This is a genomic window from Gemmatimonadaceae bacterium (genome assembly GCA_019752115.1).
In the GTDB taxonomy this organism is placed as follows: domain Bacteria; phylum Gemmatimonadota; class Gemmatimonadetes; order Gemmatimonadales; family Gemmatimonadaceae; genus Gemmatimonas.
Genome location: JAIEMN010000004.1, coordinates 134,009 through 155,870, shown reverse-complemented (window position 1 = coordinate 155,870; position 21,862 = coordinate 134,009). Strand labels below are relative to the sequence as shown.

The 21,862-nt window shown below is 69.0% G+C and carries 14 protein-coding genes; 6 read left to right on the top strand and 8 right to left on the bottom strand.

All coding sequences use genetic code 11. The features are described from left to right. Nucleotides 1-11: 11 nt before the first annotated feature. Complete coding sequence (locus K2R93_02410; protein ID MBY0488672.1) at nucleotides 12-527, top strand: EVE domain-containing protein; 516 nt, start codon at nucleotides 12-14, stop codon at nucleotides 525-527. A 24-nt stretch (nucleotides 528-551) separates the two neighbouring features. On the opposite strand, the gene K2R93_02405 is transcribed toward K2R93_02410, so the two are convergent. Both K2R93_02405 and K2R93_02400 read right to left on the bottom strand, forming a co-directional pair. Continuing rightward, nucleotides 552-1,013 (bottom strand): hypothetical protein, encoded by a 462-nt coding sequence (locus K2R93_02405; GenBank protein ID MBY0488671.1) that lies wholly within the window; start codon nucleotides 1,011-1,013, stop codon nucleotides 552-554. Between the two features lie 97 nt (nucleotides 1,014-1,110). Beyond that, complete coding sequence (locus K2R93_02400) at nucleotides 1,111-2,178, bottom strand: NADH:flavin oxidoreductase/NADH oxidase (protein MBY0488670.1); 1,068 nt, start codon at nucleotides 2,176-2,178, stop codon at nucleotides 1,111-1,113. Nucleotides 2,179-2,279: 101 nt separating this feature from the next. Between K2R93_02400 and K2R93_02395 the strand changes: the two genes are divergently transcribed. Further along, entirely contained in the window at nucleotides 2,280-3,854 is a 1,575-nt protein-coding gene (locus K2R93_02395) for a Na+/H+ antiporter (GenBank protein ID MBY0488669.1), read from the top strand. A 131-nt stretch (nucleotides 3,855-3,985) separates the two neighbouring features. On the opposite strand, the gene K2R93_02390 is transcribed toward K2R93_02395, so the two are convergent. The 3 genes from K2R93_02390 to K2R93_02380 all read right to left on the bottom strand — a co-directional run bounded on the left by K2R93_02390 (nucleotide 3,986) and on the right by K2R93_02380 (nucleotide 9,371). After that, nucleotides 3,986-4,984: a hypothetical protein gene (locus tag K2R93_02390; GenBank protein MBY0488668.1), complete on the bottom strand. Its 999-nt coding sequence runs from the start codon at nucleotides 4,982-4,984 to the stop codon at nucleotides 3,986-3,988. Nucleotides 4,985-4,993: 9 nt separating this feature from the next. Then, nucleotides 4,994-7,069 carry a pyrroloquinoline quinone-dependent dehydrogenase gene (locus tag K2R93_02385; protein MBY0488667.1) on the bottom strand — a complete coding sequence of 692 codons (2,076 nt, stop codon included), beginning with the start codon at nucleotides 7,067-7,069 and terminating at the stop codon, nucleotides 4,994-4,996. A gap of 70 nt (nucleotides 7,070-7,139) precedes the next feature. After that, the gene (locus tag K2R93_02380) at nucleotides 7,140-9,371 is read right to left on the bottom strand and encodes a TonB-dependent receptor (GenBank protein ID MBY0488666.1); all 2,232 of its coding nucleotides are present in this window, start codon (nucleotides 9,369-9,371) and stop codon (nucleotides 7,140-7,142) included. 107 nt (nucleotides 9,372-9,478) lie between these two features. Between K2R93_02380 and K2R93_02375 the strand changes: the two genes are divergently transcribed. Then, the gene (locus tag K2R93_02375; GenBank protein MBY0488665.1) at nucleotides 9,479-10,786 is read left to right on the top strand and encodes a Zn-dependent hydrolase; all 1,308 of its coding nucleotides are present in this window, start codon (nucleotides 9,479-9,481) and stop codon (nucleotides 10,784-10,786) included. Between the two features lie 13 nt (nucleotides 10,787-10,799). On the opposite strand, the gene K2R93_02370 is transcribed toward K2R93_02375, so the two are convergent. Further along, the gene (locus K2R93_02370; GenBank protein MBY0488664.1) at nucleotides 10,800-11,267 is read right to left on the bottom strand and encodes a zinc ribbon domain-containing protein; all 468 of its coding nucleotides are present in this window, start codon (nucleotides 11,265-11,267) and stop codon (nucleotides 10,800-10,802) included. A gap of 117 nt (nucleotides 11,268-11,384) precedes the next feature. Beyond that, the gene (locus K2R93_02365; protein MBY0488663.1) at nucleotides 11,385-11,858 is read right to left on the bottom strand and encodes a hypothetical protein; all 474 of its coding nucleotides are present in this window, start codon (nucleotides 11,856-11,858) and stop codon (nucleotides 11,385-11,387) included. Between the two features lie 777 nt (nucleotides 11,859-12,635). Here K2R93_02365 and K2R93_02360 point away from each other — a divergent pair. From K2R93_02360 to recD, 3 genes are read left to right on the top strand one after another with little or no spacing between them, the layout of a single operon-like run. Beyond that, a complete protein-coding gene (locus K2R93_02360) occupies nucleotides 12,636-15,908 on the top strand; it encodes an exodeoxyribonuclease V subunit gamma (protein MBY0488662.1) in 3,273 nt (1,090 codons plus the stop codon). Continuing rightward, nucleotides 15,905-19,636: a UvrD-helicase domain-containing protein gene (locus tag K2R93_02355; GenBank protein ID MBY0488661.1), complete on the top strand. Its 3,732-nt coding sequence runs from the start codon at nucleotides 15,905-15,907 to the stop codon at nucleotides 19,634-19,636. The genes K2R93_02360 and K2R93_02355 overlap by 4 nt, the downstream gene beginning before the upstream one ends. Beyond that, the gene (gene recD / locus K2R93_02350) at nucleotides 19,633-21,432 is read left to right on the top strand and encodes an exodeoxyribonuclease V subunit alpha (GenBank protein MBY0488660.1); all 1,800 of its coding nucleotides are present in this window, start codon (nucleotides 19,633-19,635) and stop codon (nucleotides 21,430-21,432) included. The genes K2R93_02355 and recD overlap by 4 nt, the downstream gene beginning before the upstream one ends. Here the strand turns inward: recD and K2R93_02345 are convergent. Next, nucleotides 21,429-21,848 (bottom strand): hypothetical protein, encoded by a 420-nt coding sequence (locus tag K2R93_02345; protein MBY0488659.1) that lies wholly within the window; start codon nucleotides 21,846-21,848, stop codon nucleotides 21,429-21,431. The genes recD and K2R93_02345 overlap by 4 nt on opposite strands. Nucleotides 21,849-21,862: the final 14 nt, after the last annotated feature.

The window sequence follows — 21,862 nt, the reverse complement described above, 5'->3', positions numbered from 1 at the left end:
CGCCGCAGTCGATGCCCTACGAGCTCGGCAAGTGGGCGCATGTGTACACGCGCGCACCGGGCGAAGTGCGCTACTGGCTCATCAAGTCGGAGCCGGACGTCTTCTCCTTCGACGACCTGCAGAAGGCGCCGAAGAAGACGACCTGCTGGGACTCGGTGCGCAACACCGGCGCGCGCAACTTCCTGCGGGACGGCATGAAGAAGGGCGATCGCTGTTTCTACTACCACTCCAACGCCGAGCCCAGTGCCATCGTGGGGATCTGCGAGGTGGTGAAGGAAGGCTATCCCGATCACACGGCGTTCGATCCCACGCACGACTACTACGACGCCGACTCCGATCCGGCGACGCCGACGTGGTTCATGGTCGATGTGAAGGCCGTGCAGGCGCTTCCGACGCCGGTCACGCTGCCGCAGATCAAGGGCGATCCCAAGCTCGCTGAGATGGCGCTGATCAAGGTGGGCCGACTCTCGGTGGTGCCGGTGACCGCCGCCGAGTGGCAGTACATCTGCACACTCGGCGGGCTCTGAGTCGCCTCGGGGATCGCGCGCCGCTCAGTTCGCGCGCGATCCCTTCACCATCGCGGGCGGGATGTCCATCATCATCCCTTCGATCTCCCGCTTGATCTCACCGGTGAGCGCGGCGCCGCTGATGGCGAGCGTCCAGGTGCCGATCGAGCGCTGCTTCCGCGTCTCGCCATTCATGTTGAGCGTGGCTTCGCTGATCTGCGTGAGCACCGCACCAGTGGCGGTGGCACGGCCACCGAAGGTGAAGCTCGGGCGCGTGATCGGCTGCCCATCGCTACGGCTCGTGGTGGTGACGGTGGCGAGCAGGGAATCGCCGGACGCTTCGAGCTTCAAGGTCCCTTTCGCCTGAATGGCACTCGACTCGCCATTCATGATGGAGCGACCGAGCTCCCATTCGATGTTCCAGGTCCCGATAATCGGGGACTGCGCCGACAGGGCCGCGGGCACCACCAGACTCGCCGCAAGGGCCAGACGAGCAAGAACGCGCATAATTCGTGAGGGACGGGGTGAGAGGATAACCACTGCTCCCTAGGTCACCGCGCCCCGCCCCAGGGTTTCCCCGCCGTTCGTCTTCCCGCCGCCCGCCTTACCGCCTCCGCGCCCGCACATACTGCGGCACCCACCGCCCCTCCGCCCCCAGCGCATGCGCCGCCTCCAGCGGCCAGCGCGGGTTCCGCAGCAGCTCGCGCGCCATCAGCACCACATCCGCGTCCCCGTTCGCCACGATCGCCTCGGCCTGCTCCGGCGTCGTGATCAGCCCCACCGCCGCCGTCGGCACCTGCGCTTCCGCGCGCACGCGTCGCGCGAACGGCACCTGATAGCCGGGCCCGAGCGTGATGTGCTGCGCGGTCGTCAGGCCGCCGCTCGAACAGTCGATCAGATCCACGCCGAGCGCCTTGAGCTGCGCGGACAGGCGCACGGTCTCCTCGACGGTCCAACCACCCTCGGCCCAGTCGGTGGCGGAGAGGCGCACGAAGAGCGGCAGCTCCGCGGGCCACACGGTGCGCACCGCCGCCGCGACCTCGAGCGTGAGGCGCACGCGATTGTCATAACTGCCGCCGTACGCATCCGTGCGAAGATTGGCGAGCGGCGACATGAACGCGTGCAGCAGGTAGCCATGCGACGCGTGCAGCTCGACTACCTGAAAGCCCGCAGCCAGCGCACGCTTGGTGCCGGCCACGAACGCGTCCACAATGCCCGGCAGTTCGTCGAGCGCCAGCGCGTGCGGTTGGGGGTAGTCGGGCGAGAACGCGAGGTCGCTTGGACCACGCACCGTCCAGCCGCCCTGCTCCGGCGTGACCATGCCCGTGCCTTCCCAGGGGCGCTTCGTGCTGGCCTTGCGCCCGGCGTGCGCCAGTTGAATACCGGCCACCGCGCCGTGCTCCCGCATGAACGACACGATACGCGTCAGCATCGGCACGTGATCGTCGTGCCAGATGCCAAGATCGTGCGACGAGATGCGCCCGTCGGCGGTGACTGCCGTCGCTTCGCTGATCACCAGCCCCGCGCCGCCGGTGGCCAGGCCCCCGAGGTGGACCAGATGCCAATCGTTCGCGTACCCGTCGACCGAGGAATACTGACACATCGGCGAAACGCCGATGCGATTGGCGAGCGTGACGCTGCGAAGCGTCAGGGGTGAGAAGAGCGCGGACATGGCAGGTCGGGCAAGCGGAATGGAAGCGTCTGCCGAACGATAACCGATCGTCCCGGACCGAGGCGAAACCCGCTGGCGTGCCGTGGAGTTAGCTTGGGATCATGAGCGCCGCGGCAACCACCAGCTCCCCGATTCTCGTCGGCATCGCGTTCGCGACCCTCGTGGTCGCGCTGACCGCGTTCGGCCGCCGGCTCCCGGTGCCACCGCCCGTCCTGCAGGTGGTGGCGGGGCTCGCGCTCGGCGCCATTCCGTCGGTGACGGTGCCGACGCTCGAGCCCGAGGTCGTCTTCTTTGTCTTTCTGCCGCCGGTGTTGTGGGCGGCCGCGTTCTTCACGAGTTGGCGCGAGTTCAAGGCGAATCGGCGCCCGATCGGCCTGCTCGCGATCGGGCTCGTGGTGGCCACGACGCTGGGCATCGCCTTTGCGGCCCGGGCGCTCTATCCCGGCATGCCGTGGGCGGTGGCCATCGCGCTCGGCGCCATCGTCTCGCCGCCCGACGCCGTCGCGGCTACCGCGGTCGTGTCCCGCCTGCCGGTCCCGCGCCGGGTAATTGTCATTCTCGAAGGCGAAAGCCTCGTGAACGACGCCTCGGCGCTCATTCTCTATCGCTCGGCGGTGGCCGCGGCCGTGACCGGGCTGTTCAGTCTCGGCGAGTCGCTGGTGCGCTTTGTCCTCGATGCCGGCGTCGGCATCCTGATCGGCTTCGCGGTGGGGTGGGTCATCATCTGGACGCTCAAGCGCACCAAGGACGAGATGGCCGAGACGCTGCTGACGCTCGCCGGCCCCTATGCGGCGTGGGTGATCGGTGAAGAACTGCACGTCTCCGCGGTGCTCGCCTGTGTCGCCGGTGGTCTCTACACGCGCCAGCATTTCTCGACGGCCGTGGGGCCGCGCTCGCGGATTCAGTCGCGTGCGGTGTGGGATCTCGTGGTGTTCGCGCTAAACGCGATGATCTTCGTGCTGCTGGGGCTGCAGTTCGCCGTCCTGCTGCGCGAGACCGCGGCGGCGACGTTGCCCGCATTGCTGCTCCCCGGGCTCGTGCTGAGCGCGGTAGCGGTCGTCATTCGACTCGCGTGGGTTCCCGTGGCCACGTGGCTGCCGCGCTGGCTGAGCGCTGAGGTCCGTCGCAAGGATCCGGCACCCAACTGGAAGGCCGTGTTCCTCGTGAGCTGGACCAGCATGCGCGGCATCGTGAGCTTTGCTACGGCGCTCGCGCTGCCGCTCACGACGGCGGCCGGCACGCCCTTCCCGTTCCGCGAGGAACTGCTGTACGCCACGATGGCCGTGATTCTCTTCACACTCGTGGTGCAGGGGTGCACGCTGGCGCCGATCATCCAGCGCTTCGCCTTCGAGCCGGAGACGCATCACCGCCGCGAGGCCCGCTTCGCCCGCCTGGAAGCGCTCCGCCGCGCCGCCGAAGCGCTGGAAGATGCGGCGAACGAGCCATGGGCCAATCCCGAAGATGTCGCGTGGCTGCGCTCCGAGGTCCGCGAGCGCCTGCGTCAGCACGAAGCGGGCGGCGGCCACTCACGCAGCAAGCTCCGCGCGCACATGCGCGCCGCCGAACGGCGCCTGCTGGTGCGGCTGCGCAATGAGGGCGCCATTTCGGACGAGGTATTGCGCGACCTGGAGCAGGAGCTCGATCTCGAAGCGTTGCAGCTGGAAGGGGCGCACTGACGGGCCGTTGTGCCTGACGTGCGGAGGGGCGGAGCCTCGAAGCATCGGAGACGCGCCTACGCCGTTCTCCGTTGCCCCGATGCTCCGCCCCTCCGCAGATCAGGTACGGCGATCTCTCCGCCCAAACGGTACTACGGGACGAAGGCCCCCTCGGCCGGGCTGGGCACGCGCGTCGTGCCCTCCGGCAACCGCTCGAGTCGGCTCAGGCGCTCCACATCTATCGTCACGCCCGCATCCTCGCCGGTAACGAAGATGCTCGCGAACTTCGCGTCCCACGCCACTTCATCCCACTTGTAGCTCGAGCGCACGGTGACCTGCGTGGAGAAGGTCTCCTCGTGGGCGGTGAGCAGAATGAGAATCTCGGCGTCACCCTCGCGCAGGCGCTCCGGCGTCACGCCGCGGAGCGGGCTGCGGCCGTCGATCGGGTGCACCACGGTCCAGTGCAGCGGGAAGAACGCGACGTCGCTGCGCTCGAGTGCGAGCTGGTGGTAGTTGCGCTCCTTCTTCCCGTCGAAGAGTTCCCACCACGACAGGTTCACGCTGGCGGTGATGTTCGTGAGCTCGCCGGGGAGCTCGTTCACGATACGGAACATGAGGCCACGCCCGCCCTCGTACGGCGCAATGACCGCCGACTCGCTGAAGCGGATCTGCGCCCGCGGGCGGGTAAGGCGCGCGATGATGAGCGCGGCCACCAGGATTCCCGTGAGCGGCCCGAGCAGCATGATCACCACGCTCAGGAAGTGCGCCGTGGCACCCACGGCATGCAGCCCGTCACTGCCGGTGGTGGTGAAGAGCCCCATGCTGAAGACGAACGCGCGCATGAAGGGATCGTCGAGCCCCATGCCGTCGCTGCCGGCGATGGCGCCGGGGCCCAGCGCTCGAAACGCCAGAGCGGCCACGCCGTTGGCGAAGAGCACGATGCCCACGACCCACGCCAGAAAGGTCAGCCAGGGCGTACGCAGCGCGTGGAGGTACAGCTTTTCCGTGCGCTGCGCGCCGAGGCCGAGTTTGCGCCCGGTGCTTTGCCCGTCGCGGGTAAGAAAGCGCCCCCGATACTGACTGGAGACGAACTTGCCGAAGCCGAGATCCTTCTCGGGTGGCTCGTGGTCCTGCGGATCGCCGGTAGCCATGTGTTCTACTCAGGGAAGGGCAAACGCGACGTAGGTACCGCCGCTCGGTGCGCCATTCTTGCCACCGCCGCACGCAATCACGAGATACTGCTTGCCGTTCACCATGTACGTGCTCGGCGTCGCGTTCCCCGCGAACGGGAGCTTGGCTTCCCACAGGATCGTGCCGGTCTTCTTGTCGAAGGCGCGGATCTTGTTGTCATACGTGGTGGCGGCGATGAACAGCAATCCGTTCTCGGTCACGATCGCACCACCGTAGCTGTCAGTGCCGGTGTTGCGGATGCCCTTGGCGGCGAGCTTGGGATACTCACCGAACGGGCGTGACCAAGCGATGGTGCCCTTGTTGAGGTCGATGGCGTTGAGCGTTCCCCAGGGCGGCTTGATGGCCGGATACCCTTCGTGATCGAGGAAGATGTCGAAGTACGCGGTGCGATACGGAAGGGAGAAGGGGCTCTTTTCCTGCGTCGCGGCCTTCTCCTTGGTGGCGTCCTTGCCCGTCACCAGAAAGTTCACGAGATCGTTGATCGCGCCGCCGTCCATCGCCGCGCCGAAGGCCGGCATGCGCCCCGTCCCTTCCTTGATCATCTGCGTGATCTGTTCGCGCGTGCGGCGCGTCTCTACGCCCAGCAGCGTGGGGCCGATCGCCGTGCCCTTGCGGTTGTCACCGTGGCAGCCGGCGCAGTTCGCGCTGTAGAGACTGGCATCACTGCGCGGCACGAGCTTGAGCAGCCACGCCATCTCATTCGAGTTCACGTACAGCAGCCCCGTCTGCGGGTCGAACGCCGGCCCGCCCCATTCGCCCCCGCCGTCCACGCCGGGGTAGATGATGATCCCCTTGGTGTTCGGCGCGGTATACGGATGCGGCGTGTTGTACTCGGTGAACGTCCTGAGCGCCGCCTTGTACGCGGCCGGCGTGCGGCGCGTGAGGTCGGCCTTGGTGAGCTGCTGCCGCGCGAACGGCGGCGGGCTCACCGGAAACGTCTGCGTCGCGCTCGGCTTGTCGCCGTCGAGCGCGGTGCCCGGCATCGCCATCTCCTTGAGCGGAAAGAGCGACTCGCCGGTCTCCCGATTGAACAGATACGTGTGTCCGGTCTTGGTGATCTGCGCGACCGCGTCGAGCGGCTTGCCATCGCGCTGCACCGTCACCAGCACCGGTGCCGCCGGCAGGTCGCGATCCCACAGGTCGTGCTTGAGGACCTGATGGTGCCAGACGCGCTTGCCGGTGCGCGCATCAAGCGCCAGGACGCTGTTGGCGTACAGGTTGTCGCCGACACGATTGGCGCCGTAGAAGTCGTAGCTCGCCGAGCCGGTGGCGGCGAAGACCATCGCGCGCTTAGCATCGAGCGTGACGCCACTCCACGCGTTCGCCCCGCCAGCGATCTTCCACGCATCGGCCGGCCACGTCTCGTAGCCCGGCTCACCCGGATGCGGAATCGTGTGGAAGCTCCACACCAGCTTGCCGCTGGTGATATCGAACGCGCGAATGTCGCCCGGGGCGCTGGGGAGCTGCTCGGGCACCGTGCTGCCCATGATGAGCAGATTCTCGAACACCACACCGGGCGTGCTTGCGCTCACGCTCAATCCCTCGACCGGGCGACCGAGTCCCTGTCGCAGGTCCACCCATCCCGAATCGCCGAACGTGGGAATCGGCCGCCCCGTCTTGCGATCCAGCGCGTAGAGCCGGTTGCGGTAGTTGAAGAGCACGCGGTCGTTCACCACCACGACGCCGCGATGGCGAATGCGGCTTGTGGGCGCCGCGCCATTCTGCGGATCAAAGCGCCACAGCTGCTTGCCCGTGGCCGCGTCGAGCGCGAACACCTGCAGCTTGGGCGTCGTGGCGTACAGCACGCCATCGATCACGATCGGGTTCGCCTGCATCTCCGAGCCGGCGAACGCGTCCTTCGTGTCGAACGTCCACGCGACCTTGAGGCGCTTGACGTTGGCCGGCGTGATCTGCGCCAGCGTGCTGTAGTGGGTGTGATCGTCGTTGCCGTGGTAGACCGGCCAGTTGACGGTCTGGGCGGCAGCAAGTGACGGTGCGAGCGCAACGGCGAGCGCGAGCGCGGGGACGAGTCGGCGAGTCAGCATAGACTCGAAAGCTATCGCCCGGCGGCGGCGTTCGGAGCCGTCGCTCAACGCCGTCGCTCAACGCCGTCGCTCAACGCCAGTCGAGGGCCAGCCCGATCGACGGCAGGAAGGGGAGCCCTGTCTCGCGCCGCGTCGTCGTGAGTTCCTGACCGGACGCCGTGCGCGCGATGGAGGTGACCATGCGTCGCACATTGCGGCGGTCGTAGGCATTGAGCACATCGAGAAAGACCCGGCCACTGGTGTGGCCGCGCTCGAAGGCTCGCACGGCCCGCAGGTCGAGGCGATGGTACTCGGGCATGCGCCGGTCGAACGGTCGGGGATAGATCGTACGCGTCAGCACGCCGGTGCGCGTGGGCGTCTGCAACGCCACGCTGCTCGAGGTCGGATCGCCGGAGTGATACACCCAGCCGCCCGAGAACTGCCAGGCGCCGAGCGCGCGGCCCACATCGAGCGTGGCCGTGTGCCGACGGTCCCAGGGGCGCGCCACCCACCGGCCCTGTACGTCGAGCCGCGAGCGCGCGATCGTCCACCCGGCGGCCCAGGTCCAGGGGCCGCGGCCGGCATCGCGCAGCGACAGCTCGATGCCGCTGGCATCACCCCGCGTGGCGTCCAGCCGCACGCGATCATCGAACAACTCCGGGGCGATGATCGCGCCGTTGCGCGCATTCACATACTGGGGGCGCTCGTGCGAGGTCCGACGCCAATAGACGTCGGCGCGCCAGCGGATCGCATCCCCGGCACCACTCACGCCAATGGCCTGTTGCAGGGCGCGCACCGCCGGATACCGCGTGGTGTCCCCGTCCGCGAGTGCCCGTTCTTCCAGCAGCGGCGTTTGCGTGGTCACGCCCACCCCGACGCGCAACGTGGTCGCGCCGCGCATCGGCACGAGCCACGCCGCGCGCGGCGCGACCAGCGCCTCGCCCGTCCAGCTGGCGGCATCGACCCGCGCCCCCAGCTCCTGCGTGACACGCCAGGGGAGCGCACTGCGGAGTCCGAGCCAGGCGCCGCTGCGCTGGGTCGCGACCGTCTCGAGCAGGCGCGTGGTATCGATCCCCCGCTGCACCACGTTGCGTACCACGGCCAGCGTATCGCGCAGCCGAAAGAGGTCGGCGTGCGTCTGTGCCGGTTGCCACGAACCGCCCGCCTGCATCAGGTGGCGCGTGCCGAGGGCGCGGCGCACGTCCGCACGCACGCCGCCCGTCCACGTATCGCGGCGGTCGCGGAAGCCACTCTGCGTGAGGGTGCCCGGGACGTCGCGGACGTCGCGATCGTTGAGGCGGTGCGTCAAGGAGACCGTCGTGGTGGCGCGCCAGGCGCCTCGCTCGTGCTCGGTCGTGATCCACCCCACGCTGGTGCGATAGCGTCCGGTGCTCTGGGCGTCATCGCTGCGGGCGTAGCGGAGAAAGTCGGTGCCATCAAGCACGTGCGCCGCGACGCGGTCGCGGCTCCCGAACCACCGGATCCGCGCGTAGCTGTCGCCATAGCGTGGCGTGAGTCCCTTCGATTCCCCGAGCGCATTGAGGACGAGCTCGAGATACCCACGGCGCACGAGCAGATCAGCATCGCTGCGTGGCCCGAGCCGCAGGTGCTGTCCGACGCGCACGCCCGTGAGGGAGACGGAGGCGCTGGTGGTACTGGCGCGCCCATCGAACGCCGGCAACGGAAACACCATGGCCCCGGCACTCCGTTGCCCGAGTTCGAGCGGCAGCGTGCCGGCGTGCAGATCCACACCGCCCACCATTGCCAGATCCACCATGGAGAGCGCTGCGTCTACATCCGGCAGATGAAACGGATCGGGGAGCTCGGCGCCATCAAACAGGTACAGCAGCTCATCGGCCGCGCCGCCGCGCACGCGCAGGCGCGCGCTGAGTTCACTCGCGGCCACGCCGGGCAGTCGCGCCAGCGCGCGGAAGAGGTCCTCGCCGGGCTGCGGGCGCATCTCGAGATCGCGGCGCGTCATGGTCACCGTTGGCGCCTGCACCGTCGGGCCGGTCCCGCTGAAGCCGGGGTTGATCACCAGCCGCGCGAGGACCGATGCCGACGGCCGCAGCGCGAGTCGGTGCGCCTCCCCGGCGGCGAGGACGGTGTCGAGCGGCGCGTATCCCAGGCGGCGCACGGTGATGGGTCCGACGGTCAGGCCGCCAAAGCCGCCCGTGGCGGTACTCACGCGTCGGTGGCCAGCGGCATCGCGCACATCGGCACCTACGACGGGGGCCCCACGCTCATCCACGACCCGCCCGCCAACCGTGGTCTGCGCGCCGAGGGCGGGCGCAGCGAGCGCCAGGCCAGCAAGGCAACGCAAGGAAAGGCAGCGCGGGGGCACAGCGTACGATATCATGCAGAGTCCCGATCCGGAGCCTTGGCATGTCGTCTGATTCGTCGCTCGCCCGTCGCACGTTCCTGCAGCAGATGGCCGCCGCGGCCGCCTGGCCGGTGATCGCGCCCGCCGTGGCGCCGCTGGCGTCGCACGTTGCGGCGCGTCGCGCACGCGCCCCGCTGCATGTGAATGCCGCACGTCTCAACGGCTGGCTGGCCCAGTTCGACCGCATCGGACGCACGGCGACCGGCATCAATCGGGTGGCGTACTCGGAGGCCGATCTCGCCGGCCGCGCCTTTACCGCGAATCTGTTCAAGGAGAGCGGGCTCGCGATGCGTCTCGACGCGCTGGGGAACATGATCGCGCGCGTGCCCGGGAGCGTGAATGGGTTGGCGCCGCTGCTCATCGGCTCCCATGTGGACTCGGTGACCGACGGGGGCAACTACGACGGGCCGGTCGGCTCGTTCTCGGCGATCGAGGTGGCGCGGACGCTCGCCGAGCAGAAGATCCGGCTGCGGCACCCGCTCGATGTGGTGGTGTGGCAGAACGAGGAAGGCGGCACCGTCGGGAGCAAGGGCTACATCGGAGAACTCACCGACGCCGATCTCGCCAAGACGGCGCGCAGCGGCAAGACCGTGCGGGAAGGGATCGGCATCATCGGCGGGGATGTGGCGCGCCTGCCGGAGGCGGTGAAGAAGCCGGGGGATGTGGCGGGGTACATCGAGCTCCACATCGAACAGGGTGGGCTCCTCGAGAAGGCCTCAAAGCAGATCGGGGTGGTGCAGGGGATCGTGGGGCTGCGCTGGTTCGAGGTCACCATCACCGGGTTCGCGAACCACGCCGGCGCGACGCCGATGGATCAGCGGCAGGACGCGATGCTGGCCGCGGCCAAGTTCACGGTCGCGGTGCATGATGCGATCACAAGCGAAGCCGGCCGGCAGGTGGCGACGGTGGGGCGCGTGAATGTGTCGCCGAACACGACGAACGTCATTCCCGGACAGGTCGTCCTCACGGTGGATCTGCGCGATCTGGACCAGGCGAAGATCGACCGCTTCGATGCGCGCTTCAAGCAGCTGGCCAAGGAGATCGGTGCGTCCACGAACACGACCTTTGCCTTCAGCGTGCTGACCAACTCCAAGCCGGCGCTCAGCGATGAGCGGTTCATGGGGTTCATCGAGCAGAGTGCGACCGCGCTGGGGGCGTCGTATCAGCGCATGCCGAGCGGCGCGGGGCACGATGCGCAGGAGATCGCGCACATCGCGCCGATGGCGATGATCTTCATCCCGAGCGTGGGGGGCATCTCGCATTCGCCCAAGGAGTTCTCCCGCCCCGAGGATATCGCGCGCGGGGCGGACGTGCTGCTGAATGCCGTGATCTCGGCGGATGCGGCGCTGAAGTAGGCGCCGCGCGGGGCTAGGCGGTCGCGGCCGTCCGCCCCGTGCCGCACACCGCGCAGAAGGTGAAGAACGCGTTCGTGCGCGAGCCGCAGCCGGTGCAGGTGTCGTAGAGCTTCATGCCGCAGTGGACGCAGAAGTTGGTGGGCATCCCCGAGCCGTTGTCCTTGTCTGCGGCGAGCGGGCGCTCGCACCCCGGGCACACCTTGAGCGCCATGCGCTTGAGCGCGTCTTCACTGCGCAGTGATTGGCGCCGTTCGGCTTCATTGCGCTGCTCGTCAGCCGCGCGCCGGGCGAGGTACGCCTGCATCCAGCGAATCGCCCAGCGCCCGACCACGATGCAGGCAATGACGCCTACGATGGAGCGGACGTAGCCGCCATAGCTGGGCAGGTATGGCACCAGCTCCACGAAGAATGCGATGAGCGCGAAGAGCACCACACCACGCAGCAGTGGCCACCACGGGCTCTGCCGCTTGGCGCGCACCATCCACGCGGCGATGAGCAGCAGCGGGAGCGTGAGCGCGAGCCGGATGCCGAAGACCTTGAGCTCCTGAACAAAGCGCGCCCGCTCGTACTGCGGCGCTGCCGCCTCGCGCAGCGCCTGCTATTTGCGCCCTTCCTCGGCGGCCTGCTGCTGCAGCTGCAATAGGTCGGCATCGAGGCGCTCGACGGCCGCCTGCGCGTCGCGCGCGGTGGCCTGAGCCATCTCGACCTCCCGCGTGCGGCGCAGCACCTCGGGATCCTGCGCCGGGTCGGTCGTCGCGGTGCGCGTCGCGATCCAGTCATCGAAGCGCGCCTTGGTACTGCGGGCCGCATTTTCGGCGGCGCGCGCGGCAAGTTGCGCGGAGTCGCGGCGTGGCTCGAGCGCCGTGCGGCGTGCCGCCAGTTGATTGGAGGCGAGCACGCTGGCCGCTTGGGCCCGCTGATCCACAAAGTCGGTGACGCTGACCGACTGATCCACGCCGGGGAGATCGGCGATGATGCGCGCGCCCAGCCCTGACAGGAAACTGGCAAAGACGAAGGAGATCGCCCACATGGCGATCTGGTAGAGCCGTTCGGGAACGCGGAGACTCTTCACGTCACGAGGGGAAAGAGAAACGAAGCGGGACCGTGGGACGAATAGCAGGCGGTGACGAACTCACCCATACGTCACCCGACGTACGTCACGCCGCTGCATTGACGCTGTCGTGATGCGCGCGCGGCACCTCACGTAGTGCATGAAACTGATGTGAATCACTCGAAAAATGCAGCAAAAATTGCCTGTTGACGGCGTGACACCAGCAGCGAATAGTGGATCCAGCTGCGGCGACGGAGTGCATGCACGTCGGCGTCGTGGTCAGGGGGGTGACCGCCCCGAAAGCGTTGTTGGTCGCAGCGCTTTCGTTCCGGAGTCTGGGTTGCGCCACTCGGCGGGTCGTCCAGTGCAAGCTGGCGAACACGACCGAATGTCACCGTGAACCAGATGTACGAACCGGCAACCGCCGGAACGACGGAATCCGCGTCGAACTGCCAAAGGCCACGGCAGGGAGATAGCGCCACGCCAAGGCGCGAGACAAATCCAACTGGACTTCGGTCCAGGGTCTGATGCCAGGACGAGCCCGCAGGGGCTTACGCCGAACAGCAGACTGAGGTGAGCCCAGCAGTGCGCTCGGCGCGGCAGAGATCAGTAGCGGTCTGCGAAAGCAGATGGCAGCAAGGGTCCGCCGATCGAGGCCAGCACGTTGAAAGCCCTCACATGGCCTGAACGGGTAGTCACGGGATCGCAACCCGTGGCTACCCGTTCGCGTTTGGGCCCCCCGACGGCCGATTCGCCGCGGCGCCTGCCCACTGTCAGAGCCGGCTGCCAGATTGGGGCATGGTCGCGAATGCTGCGCAATTTCGAGTCATTACCGGGAGCTCCCCCCGCCAGCTGCTGGCGCGGTTGGATGCGGATCAGTCCGCTGCCGCACTCGGGCCGTTCGACGAGGAAACGATCGTCGTCCAGAGCCTGGGGATGGAGCGGTGGGTGCGCCAACAGCTCGCTATGCGCCGCGGGGCGGCGGCATCGCTCGATCTGCCGTTTCCCGCCGCGTTCTGTCGCCGGCTGGCCACGCTGCTGCAGCAGGCGCAGCACGGTGTCGCGCTCGATCCGCGCTTTGACGAACAAGCGTTGACCTGGCGCATCACCGCCCTGCTCGATGACCGTAGCGAACTCAACGACGCGGCGTTTGCGCCGCTCGCGACCTATCTCGCCGGCGCCGATGCCGCCAAGCGCTACGCGCTCGCGCGGCGCATCGCCTCGCGCTTCGACGAGTACCGGCTCTACCGGCCTGAGCTGCTGCTGGCGTGGGAGGCCGGACGCGACGACGGGCCGGACTCGCCGCACGTGGCATGGCAGGCGGCCCTGTGGCGGCGGCTCACGAACGGCGAAACGCCGGCGCACTTCGCGCGCTGGTTCACCGACACGCTCGCCTTCCTCGAACGTACCGTCGCGCCACCCGCGTCACTGCCACCGCGTGTGGCGGTGTTTGGGGTCTCCACGCTGCCGCCGCTCTTCGTGCGATTGCTGCAGGCACTCGCGCGCTTCGTGCCGGTCACCTGCTACGTGCTCACGCCGTCCGCGGCCGGTTGGCAGAGCGAGGCGCCGCGCGACGCGCTGGAGGACGCGTTCGGTGGCACGTCACGGGAACTGCTCGCGGCGCTCACGCAGCACGGCGCGCCGGTGGAGCACCTCGACGCTCCTGCGGCGCAGACCCCGACCCTGCTGGCACAGCTGCAGCAGGCGCTGCGCGATCCCCACGCCTCCAGATGGGCCGCCGCGGTGAAGCGCGCGATCGACCCTACCGATCGCTCGTTGCTGGTGCACGACTGTCATTCGCCCGTGCGCGAGCTCGAAGTGCTCCGCGATCAGCTGCTTGATGCCTTCGCCGCCGATCCCACGCTGCGGCCGCACGATGTGCTGGTGATGGTCCCCGATGTGGAGCGCTACGCACCGCTGGCCGCCATCGTGTTCGGCGATCCGCACGGACGCGCCACGCCCGGTGACACCGAGCGCATCGCGATTCCGTATCGACTGGCCGATCGCGCCCTCGGCCGCGATGCGAGCGCCGCGCAGGCGCTCGCGATGCTGCTCGACCTCGTGGGCTCGCGCCTGACGGCGAGTGCCGTGCTCGATCTGCTGACGCTGCCACCGGTGCAGCGGGCCGCGGGCATTGCGCCGTCGCAACTCGACCAGATCACCGCGTGGGTCCAGGCCGCGGCGATCCGATGGGGGCGCGATGGCCTCGACCGAGGGTCGCACGCGCTCCCCTCCCTCGAAGACTTCACCTGGCGCCAGGGGCTCGATCGCCTGCTGGCCGGCTACGCCACCGGCCGCATCGACGCGCTCGTGGAGGGGGTGCTTCCCATCGCCGGCGACACGATCGGCGATGTGGAGCTGCTCGGTGCCTTCGTCGATTGGGTGGATGGCCTCTTCTCGCGTCTCGAGGCGCTGCGCGCTCCGCGTCCGCTCGCCGCGTGGAGTGCCCTGCTGCAGGAGATCCTGGTGTGGTTGGTGCGCCCCGATGGCCCCGGCGAGCAGGGCGCCTACGATCGGGTGCAGCGCGAACTGGTGCAACTCGCGCGCACGGCCGGCGATCAACTGGGCGAGGCGGCCGGTCGCGCGGTGCCCTTCGAGGTCGCGCGTCGCTGGCTGGGCACGGCGCTCAGCGGTGATCAGCATGACACCGGCTTCCTCACCGGCGGTCTGACGCTCTGCGCCATGAAGCCGATGCGCGCGATCCCCTTCCGGGTGATTGCGATGCTGGGACTTGATGACCGGGCCTTCCCGCGGCGGGAGCGTCGCGCCGCCTTCGATTGCATCGAGCTCGCCCCGCGCCCCGGCGATCGCAATCCCAAGGCCGACGATCGCCAGCTGTTCCTCGATACGCTGCTCTGCGCCGAGTCGCGGCTTATCCTGAGTTGGGTGGGGCATTCCCAGCAGAACAACGCCGAGATCGCGCCGAGCGTGGTGCTGTCGGAGCTGCTCGATCACCTCGATACCACGTTCACCGGCGCGCGCGAGCACGTCCTCGTGTCGCACGCGTTGCAACCGTTCAATCCGGTGTACTTCACCGGCGCCGACGTGCGCCGCTTCAGCTTTGACGAGCGCTGGGCGCGGAGCCTCGCGGCCGCACACACCCGACAGGCTCCACCGCCCTTCTGGGGTGGCGCGTCGGCCCCGACCCCGTCGCTGGCGGATGCGGCAGGCCAGCCACTCGTGGTGACGCTCGACGCACTGATGGACGTCTGGTGTAACCCCGCGCGCTTTCACTGCGTGCAGGTGCTGCAGCTGCGCGTCCCCGGCGCCGGTGACGCGGTGGAGGACGCCGAACCGGTCCGCGTGGCCGGTCTCGAGAAATACGCCATTCAGCAGACGATGCTGGAGCGGGCCTGGGCGCACACGGTGCACGGGGCGGACACGCCGCTTCTGTCACGCGCGGACGATGCCCGCCTGACGGTGGCCGCCGGACAGTTGCCCCCGGGGTCGCTCGGGCCACTCTGGTACGACCGCCTGCGCGACGAATTCGAAGGCTTCTGGGAGCCGTTGCAGCCACTCACGGTGCTCGATCCACTTGCCGTCCGTGTGGACGGCCCAGCGTGGTGCCTCGTGGGGCAGCTCGACGGACAGACGCCCAGCGGTCAACGTCGGCTTCGTGCGGCGCGCGTGGGCGTGAAAGACCGCGTGCAGGGGTGGATTGCCCATTGCGCCTACGCCGCCATGGGCGGCACCGGCCCAACCCATCTCTCGGGGCTCAAGGATGACACCGGCTTTGCCCCCATCAGCGCCGACGACGCCGTGCGCATCCTCTCCGGACTCATCGCCGCGTATCGCCACGTCCACTTGGCCCCGCTGCCGTACTTCCCGGAAGCCGGCGCGGTCTACGGCGCCAAGGCGAACATGGCGCTCGCGATCGATGCCTTCGAGCGGCGGAGTGAGTGGCGGCCGGCCGATGTTGATGATCCGCATGTCGCGCTGCTGTGGAAGGGGCGCGCACCGCTGACCGACGCCGCCGCGGCCTTCATCGGCTGGTGTGAGGCGCTGTGGGTGCCCCTGCTCGAAGCCGAAACGGCGTATAAGCAGGGCGCCAAGGGAGGTACGCGCGCATGAGCTCCAAGGCCAAGCCGCAGCCGTTCAACGTCGTCACCGCACCGTTCGAGCCCGGACTCTCGCTCGTGGAGGCGAGTGCCGGGACCGGCAAGACGTTCAGCCTGGCGCTCAGCATGGTGCGCCTGCTGCTCGAAGGGTCCGCCACCGAGCCGGTCGTGAGCGGCATCGGCCGCATTCTCGTGGTCACCTTCACCAATGCGGCCACCGATGAGCTGATCAACCGCATTCGTCGCGTGCTGCGCACCGCGGTCGATGTGTACAGCGGCATGCCGATGGATGAGCACGACGGCACCGTCAAGTTCCTGCGCGAGATGGCCGCCAACAAGCCGTGGGCGGAAGCGCGCATGCGTGCCGCCTTGGCGGCGGTGGACACGCTGTCGGTGTTCACCATCCACGGCTTCGCGAAGCGCGTCCTCGATGAATTCGCGTTGGAAAGCGGGACGCCCTTTGGCGCCGCGCTGCTCGAGAACGAAGACGACCTCGTGCGTGAAGCCCTGCACGACTGGTGGCGGCGGACCTTCTACGAGACGCCGCACCTCGCGCAGCTCGCCGTCGCTGCCGACCTGCGCCCGGACAGCTTCCTCGGCGACTATCGCACCTGGATGAACTGGCCCGGGGCCACGCTGGCGCCGGATCTCACGTTCAGTGCGTTCGAAGCACAGCTGCTCGAGGCGGTGCGCGCCTTCGCGGAGGCGTGGAAGCCGGAGGCGTTCGCCGAACGCGCGCTCGCCCTCACGTGGAACAAGGGGGCGCCCTGCGCCGACGCGGCGCAGATCGAGGCCCTCGATGCCGCCGTGCAGCGCGCCCGTCGTTTGCGCGTGGGCGATCCGGCGTTGTGGCGCGAGATCGTCCCGCTCATCGAACCGCTCACCGCCGAGGCGCTTACCGCCAAGGCCACCAAGCGCAGCGCTGTCCAGAAGGCGCAGGCTGCCACGATTCCCGACTGGCCCGAGTGCGCCGCCGCGAAGCACGTGGTCGAGGTCGCACTGCGGCAGGTCGCCGCGCTGCGCGCCGACTGTCTGCGCACGGTCCGCGAGGTGGTCGCGGCGGAGAAAGCGCGTCGGCAGGTGATCGGGTTTGGAGATCTGCTCGAGCGCCTGCATGGCGTCCTCGACGCGCAGGGGCCGACCGGCCTGCTGGCCACCACGGTGCGCGCCCAGTTCGACGCCGCCATGATCGACGAGTTTCAGGATACCGACGCGCGGCAGTTCCGGATCTTCACCACGATCTTTGCCGATCGCCCGCTGTTTCTCATCGGGGATCCCAAGCAGGCGATCTACGGGTTCCGTGGTGCCGACGTGCGAGCGTATCTGACGGCGGCCTCGCTCACGCCCGAGACGCGCCGGTATTCGCTGCAGCGTAACTTTCGCAGTACCCGTGACATGGTGGAGTCGGTCAATGCGCTCTTCCTCAAGCGCAAAAATCCCTTCATGCAGCACGGGATCGGCTACCCGCCGGCGGTGGCCGAGAAGGACTACCCGCTGCCCGCCGCGCTCCCCGGTGGGCACGCGTTGGAGCTGACCTGGCTCGAGCCCGGCGATGACGGACGCGCCTACACCGGGGGCGAGGCCGAACGTGTCAGCCTCGTCACCTGCGTCAACGACATCGTCGGACTGCTCCACGACGGATGGAAGCCCCGGCACATCGCTGTTCTCGTGCGCACCGGCTACGAAGGGCGCGCCGTGGAGGCGCTGCTGCGCGAGGCGAACGTGCCGGCCGTGGTGTCGGGCATGGACGATGTCTTCCACTCGCACGAGATGGACGAGTTGCATCGCCTGCTGCAGGCCATCGCCACCCCGCGGCACGCCCCACTCGTCCGCGCGGCGCTGGCCACCGATCTGTGGGGGGCGCGGCACGAGGACATCGCCCGACTGCTGGCACCGGAGGCCGAGGCCGAGTGGGAACAGACCCTCAACGCCTTCACGCGCTGGCGTGACCGCTGGGCGCGGGACGGACTCATGGCGATGCTGCAGGCCTGCTTCACCGAACAGCGGGTCTTCAAGCGGCTGCTCCCGCTCACCGACGGTGATCGCCGCGTCACCAATCTGCGCCACGCCATGGAACTGCTGCACACGGCGTCGGTGGAGCGGCAGCTGCACATCGACGGCGTGCTGCGCTGGCTGGCCGCAGAGCGTCTCGCCGATCACACTGAGGCCGACGCCACCGAGTTGCGCCTGGAGACGGATGCCGACGCCGTGCAGATCGTCACCATTCACAAGAGCAAAGGGCTCGAATACGACATCGTCTTCTGCCCGACGCTCTGGAATGCCCGCCTCACGAGCAAGGCGCCGGTCGTGGTGCAGGAAGCTGATGGGACGGTCTTCGAGCATGGCTCGGCATCGCTCGCCGCGCGGGTGGCGGTGGCGAATGCCGCCCGCCTCGCCGAGGATCTGCGACTGCTCTATGTCGCGCTGACGCGGGCTCGCTTCCGCACGTACGCCACGTGGGGGCCCGTCGTGAAGGGGAATGCCAAGGAGCGCGACGCCTGTCTCAAGGCCGATGGCAGCATTCACTCGGCGCTCGGCTACTTGCTGCTCGTCGATGAACTCGTCGATACGCTGCCGCCGGCCGACGTGCCGGCGCACGCGGCGGCGGCGCTGCTCGATGGCATGACCTCCATGCCCGCGCATCTCAAGGCGCTCGCCAAGGGGAGTCGCGGGCGGATCGTGGTGCGTGCCGTGCAGGGCGCGGTGGGCGGAGCCCGATGGGAGCCGCCGCAGCCGGCGATCCCCACACTCGCCGCGCGGACCTTGCCCACCGATCTCGCGCCGGCCAGGCGCTTTCGGACCTTTGCGCTCACGAGCTATACGGCACTCGCCAGTGGCCGCAGCAGCGATACGGTGGCCGATCTTGCCGAAGATGTCGCGCGTGATCTGGATGCCCCGCTGCCATCGGCGGCCACGATCGCGGTGACCAGTGCCGCGCTGCGCGCGCTGCCGCGTGGCGATTTTCGCGCCTTCCCGGCCGGGGCGCGCGAAGGCACCGTCTTGCACCGCCTGTTCGAAACGTCCGGCTTCACCGACACCTCGGCGCAGCTGCGCCCGCGGGCCGCGCGTCTGCTGCAATGGCATCACCTCGCCGAGAGCGATGCCGATGAGCGCATCGATGCGGTGGTGGAGATGATGACGGCGGTGTACCGCGCTCCATTCACCGCCGGCGCCCAGACCGTGCGTCTGGCCGATGTCCTCCCCACGCGCGCGCGCCACGAATGGCAGTTCACCCTGCCGGTGGCCAATGCGCAGGCCCCGCTGTCGGCGCGCGCCATCGCTGACGCCTTCCGACGCGCGCAGGATCCGGCGCTGCAGCGCTACGCGGATGCCGTGGCGGCCCTGCCGATGCGCCTCGTCTTCGGCTTTCTGCAGGGCTTTGTGGACCTGGTCTTCGAACACGATGGCCGCTGGTGGATCGTGGACTGGAAGTCGAACCGGTTGCCGCTGGCGCCGCAGAGTTATGCGCCGGAGGCGCTCTTCGAGGTGATGGCGGCGCACCATTATCTACTGCAGGCGCATCTCTATCTCGTCGCGGTGCATCGCTATCTGCGCACACGGCTGCCGAACTACCACGCGGCGCAGCACCTCGGCGGTGTGGCCTACGCGTTCTTGCGCGGCTTCGGTCCCGACGCGAGCGCCACCGGACACGGGTGGTTCACGATGCCGGCCGACCTCGCCGTCATCGAGGCGCTGGACGCGGCGCTTGGCAATGGCGATGCCCTGGCGGTGACGCCATGAGCACCGTTGTGGAGCTGCTACAGCCGCCGACCGCGCTCGAGGTGACCGCCATCGATCGCACCTTTGCACGCATGCTCGTTCGCCGGCTCGCGCCAGCGCGTGATGCGGCCCGCGAAGCGGCCCGTATCGATATCAACGCGGTGCGTTCGCTCGACCCGTTGCTGTATCACACGGCCCTGCTCGTGAGTACGGAGCGGGCGCAGGGCAACAGCTGCGTGGCACTCGAGGCCTGGGCGGGGCACACCGTGGCGGAGGAGGAGTCGGCGCTGCCGTTCACGTTTCCGTCGCTCGACGACTGGGTCGGTGCGCTGACCGTGAGTGGTGCCTGCGACGTGGCCGGTGCGCCCCCGCGTCCCGATCCGCTCGAACGCGCCCCGTTTGTACTCGATGGTACGCGCCTCTACCTCGCCCGCTTCGCCGCGGCCGAAGCGCGCGTGGCCACACAGATTCGCCAGCGGGTCGCGCAGGCCGCCTCGGCCGCGCCGCCCACCGCGCTCTTCGATCGGCTGTTCCCCGCCACGGCCACGGATGGTCAGCGCCAGGCTGCCGCGGCAGCGCTGGCCCAACCGCTCGTCTTCATCACGGGCGGGCCGGGAACCGGGAAGACCACCATGGCGGCGAAGCTGCTCGCGCTGCTGCTCGAACAGGACCCCACCCGACGCATCGCGTTGGCTGCGCCCACCGGCCGCGCGGCCGCGCGCCTTGGCGAATCGATGAACGCGGCCGTGCAGCGGGAACGGCTGCCCGATGCCGTCGCCGAGCGGTTGCCGCGCACCGGGGTGACGTTGCATCGGCTGCTCGGCTATCGCCCGTGGAACGATCGCTTCACCCACTCGGCCGCGTGGCCGCTGGTGGACGACGTGATCGTCGTGGACGAGGCGAGCATGGTGGACGTCCTGCTCATGGATGCGCTCCTGGCCGCCGTTCGCCCGGAGGCGCGGCTCATTGTGCTCGGCGATCCGGATCAGTTGGCGAGCGTGGACACTGGCTTTGTGCTCGGGGATATCGTGCGTGCCGCCGGTGAGGCGCATGCGCCAGCACCGTTGCGGGCCGCGATCGCGCCGCTCACGGTGTCGTATCGCTTTGGGCAGCGCCCCGGCATTGGGACGCTGGCCACTGCGGCCCGCACCGGTGATGCCGAGGGGATGCTGCAGGCGCTCGCGCCGGGCGCGTTTGATCATGTCAGCTGGCGGGGGCAACGCGGCAGCAGCCTCAGCGCGCTGCTCGAGCCGGTGCGCGCCCCGCTCGAGGTGTATCTCGCCAGCCGGTCGCCGGCGGAGGCGTTGGCGGCGCTCGGGCGCTTTCGGGTGCTCTGTGCGCTCCGTGATGGCGATGCCGGGGTGCAGGGGCTCAATGCGACGGTCGAGCGCTGGCTGCAGCGTCGCGGCGTGGCCGTGAACGGCTGGTACCATCACCGGCCGGTGCTCATCACCCAGAATGATCCGGCCACGCAACTCTTCAATGGCGACGTGGGCACCACCGTCGTGGTGGATGGCGAGCCGTTGGTGTACTTCGAGGGACCGCATGGGCCCCGGGCCATCGCGCCGGCGCGCCTTCCCGCGCACGAGACGGCATGGGCCATGACCGTGCACAAGTCGCAGGGCTCCGAGTTTGACCACGTGCTCGTCGTGCTCCCCGACGTGGACACGCGCCTGCTCACGCGGGAGCTGCTCTACACGGCGATCACGCGCGCGCGGCAGAGCGTGCACGTGGTCGGCAGCGAAACGACGCTGCGGCTCATGCTGAGCCGCAGCGTCGCGCGGAGTTCGGGGTTGGTGGAGCGGCTCCAGCGCTAGGGCTTTGGCTTCTCGTGGGCCTTGCCCATCGGTGATCCCATCAGGTCCCCACCGCCGGCGCGCGTGCTCACCATCTTCATGGCGCTGTCGGCGAGGGATTGGTTCTTGATCGCCTGCGCCACCATGTACACGCCGTACCACGGCGCGGCCTGATCGGGGACCTCGGCGGCGGCCTTCTCGTAGTACGCCTGCGCGACCGGATACTGCTTGAGCCGGAAGGCGACGTTGCCGCTGTCGAGCAGGGCGGCGGACTTGACCGTCATCCCCGGCGGCGGACCGGCGGGCGCCGCGTTCGCGCTCCCGGCCGCCGGTGGCATGGCGCCCTCCGCGAGCGGCGTGCGCCCCTTGGTGTCGTCATCTGCGCAGGCAGCCAGCAGGGCCACCGCGCTCAGCGAAAGCAGCAGTCGTGCAGTCATGACCGGAAAGTGCA

Bases quoted from the DNA above. Each gene is read 5' to 3' on its own strand.
- K2R93_02395 (MBY0488669.1), top strand. From the start codon at position 2,280: ATGAGCGCCGCGGCAACCACCAGCTCCCCGATTCTCGTCGGCATCGCG.
- K2R93_02375 (MBY0488665.1), top strand. From the start codon at position 9,479: ATGGCCGCCGCGGCCGCCTGGCCGGTGATCGCGCCCGCCGTGGCGCCG.
- recD (MBY0488660.1), top strand. From the start codon at position 19,633: ATGAGCACCGTTGTGGAGCTGCTACAGCCGCCGACCGCGCTCGAGGTG.
- K2R93_02355 (MBY0488661.1), top strand. From the start codon at position 15,905: ATGAGCTCCAAGGCCAAGCCGCAGCCGTTCAACGTCGTCACCGCACCG.
- K2R93_02385 (MBY0488667.1), bottom strand. From the start codon at position 7,069: ATGCTGACTCGCCGACTCGTCCCCGCGCTCGCGCTCGCCGTTGCGCTC.
- K2R93_02345 (MBY0488659.1), bottom strand. From the start codon at position 21,848: ATGACTGCACGACTGCTGCTTTCGCTGAGCGCGGTGGCCCTGCTGGCT.
- K2R93_02410 (MBY0488672.1), top strand. From the start codon at position 12: ATGCCCTACGAGCTCGGCAAGTGGGCGCATGTGTACACGCGCGCACCG.
- K2R93_02405 (MBY0488671.1), bottom strand. From the start codon at position 1,013: ATGCGCGTTCTTGCTCGTCTGGCCCTTGCGGCGAGTCTGGTGGTGCCC.
- K2R93_02360 (MBY0488662.1), top strand. From the start codon at position 12,636: ATGGTCGCGAATGCTGCGCAATTTCGAGTCATTACCGGGAGCTCCCCC.
- K2R93_02370 (MBY0488664.1), bottom strand. From the start codon at position 11,267: ATGGTGCGCGCCAAGCGGCAGAGCCCGTGGTGGCCACTGCTGCGTGGT.
- K2R93_02390 (MBY0488668.1), bottom strand. From the start codon at position 4,984: ATGGCTACCGGCGATCCGCAGGACCACGAGCCACCCGAGAAGGATCTC.
- K2R93_02400 (MBY0488670.1), bottom strand. From the start codon at position 2,178: ATGTCCGCGCTCTTCTCACCCCTGACGCTTCGCAGCGTCACGCTCGCC.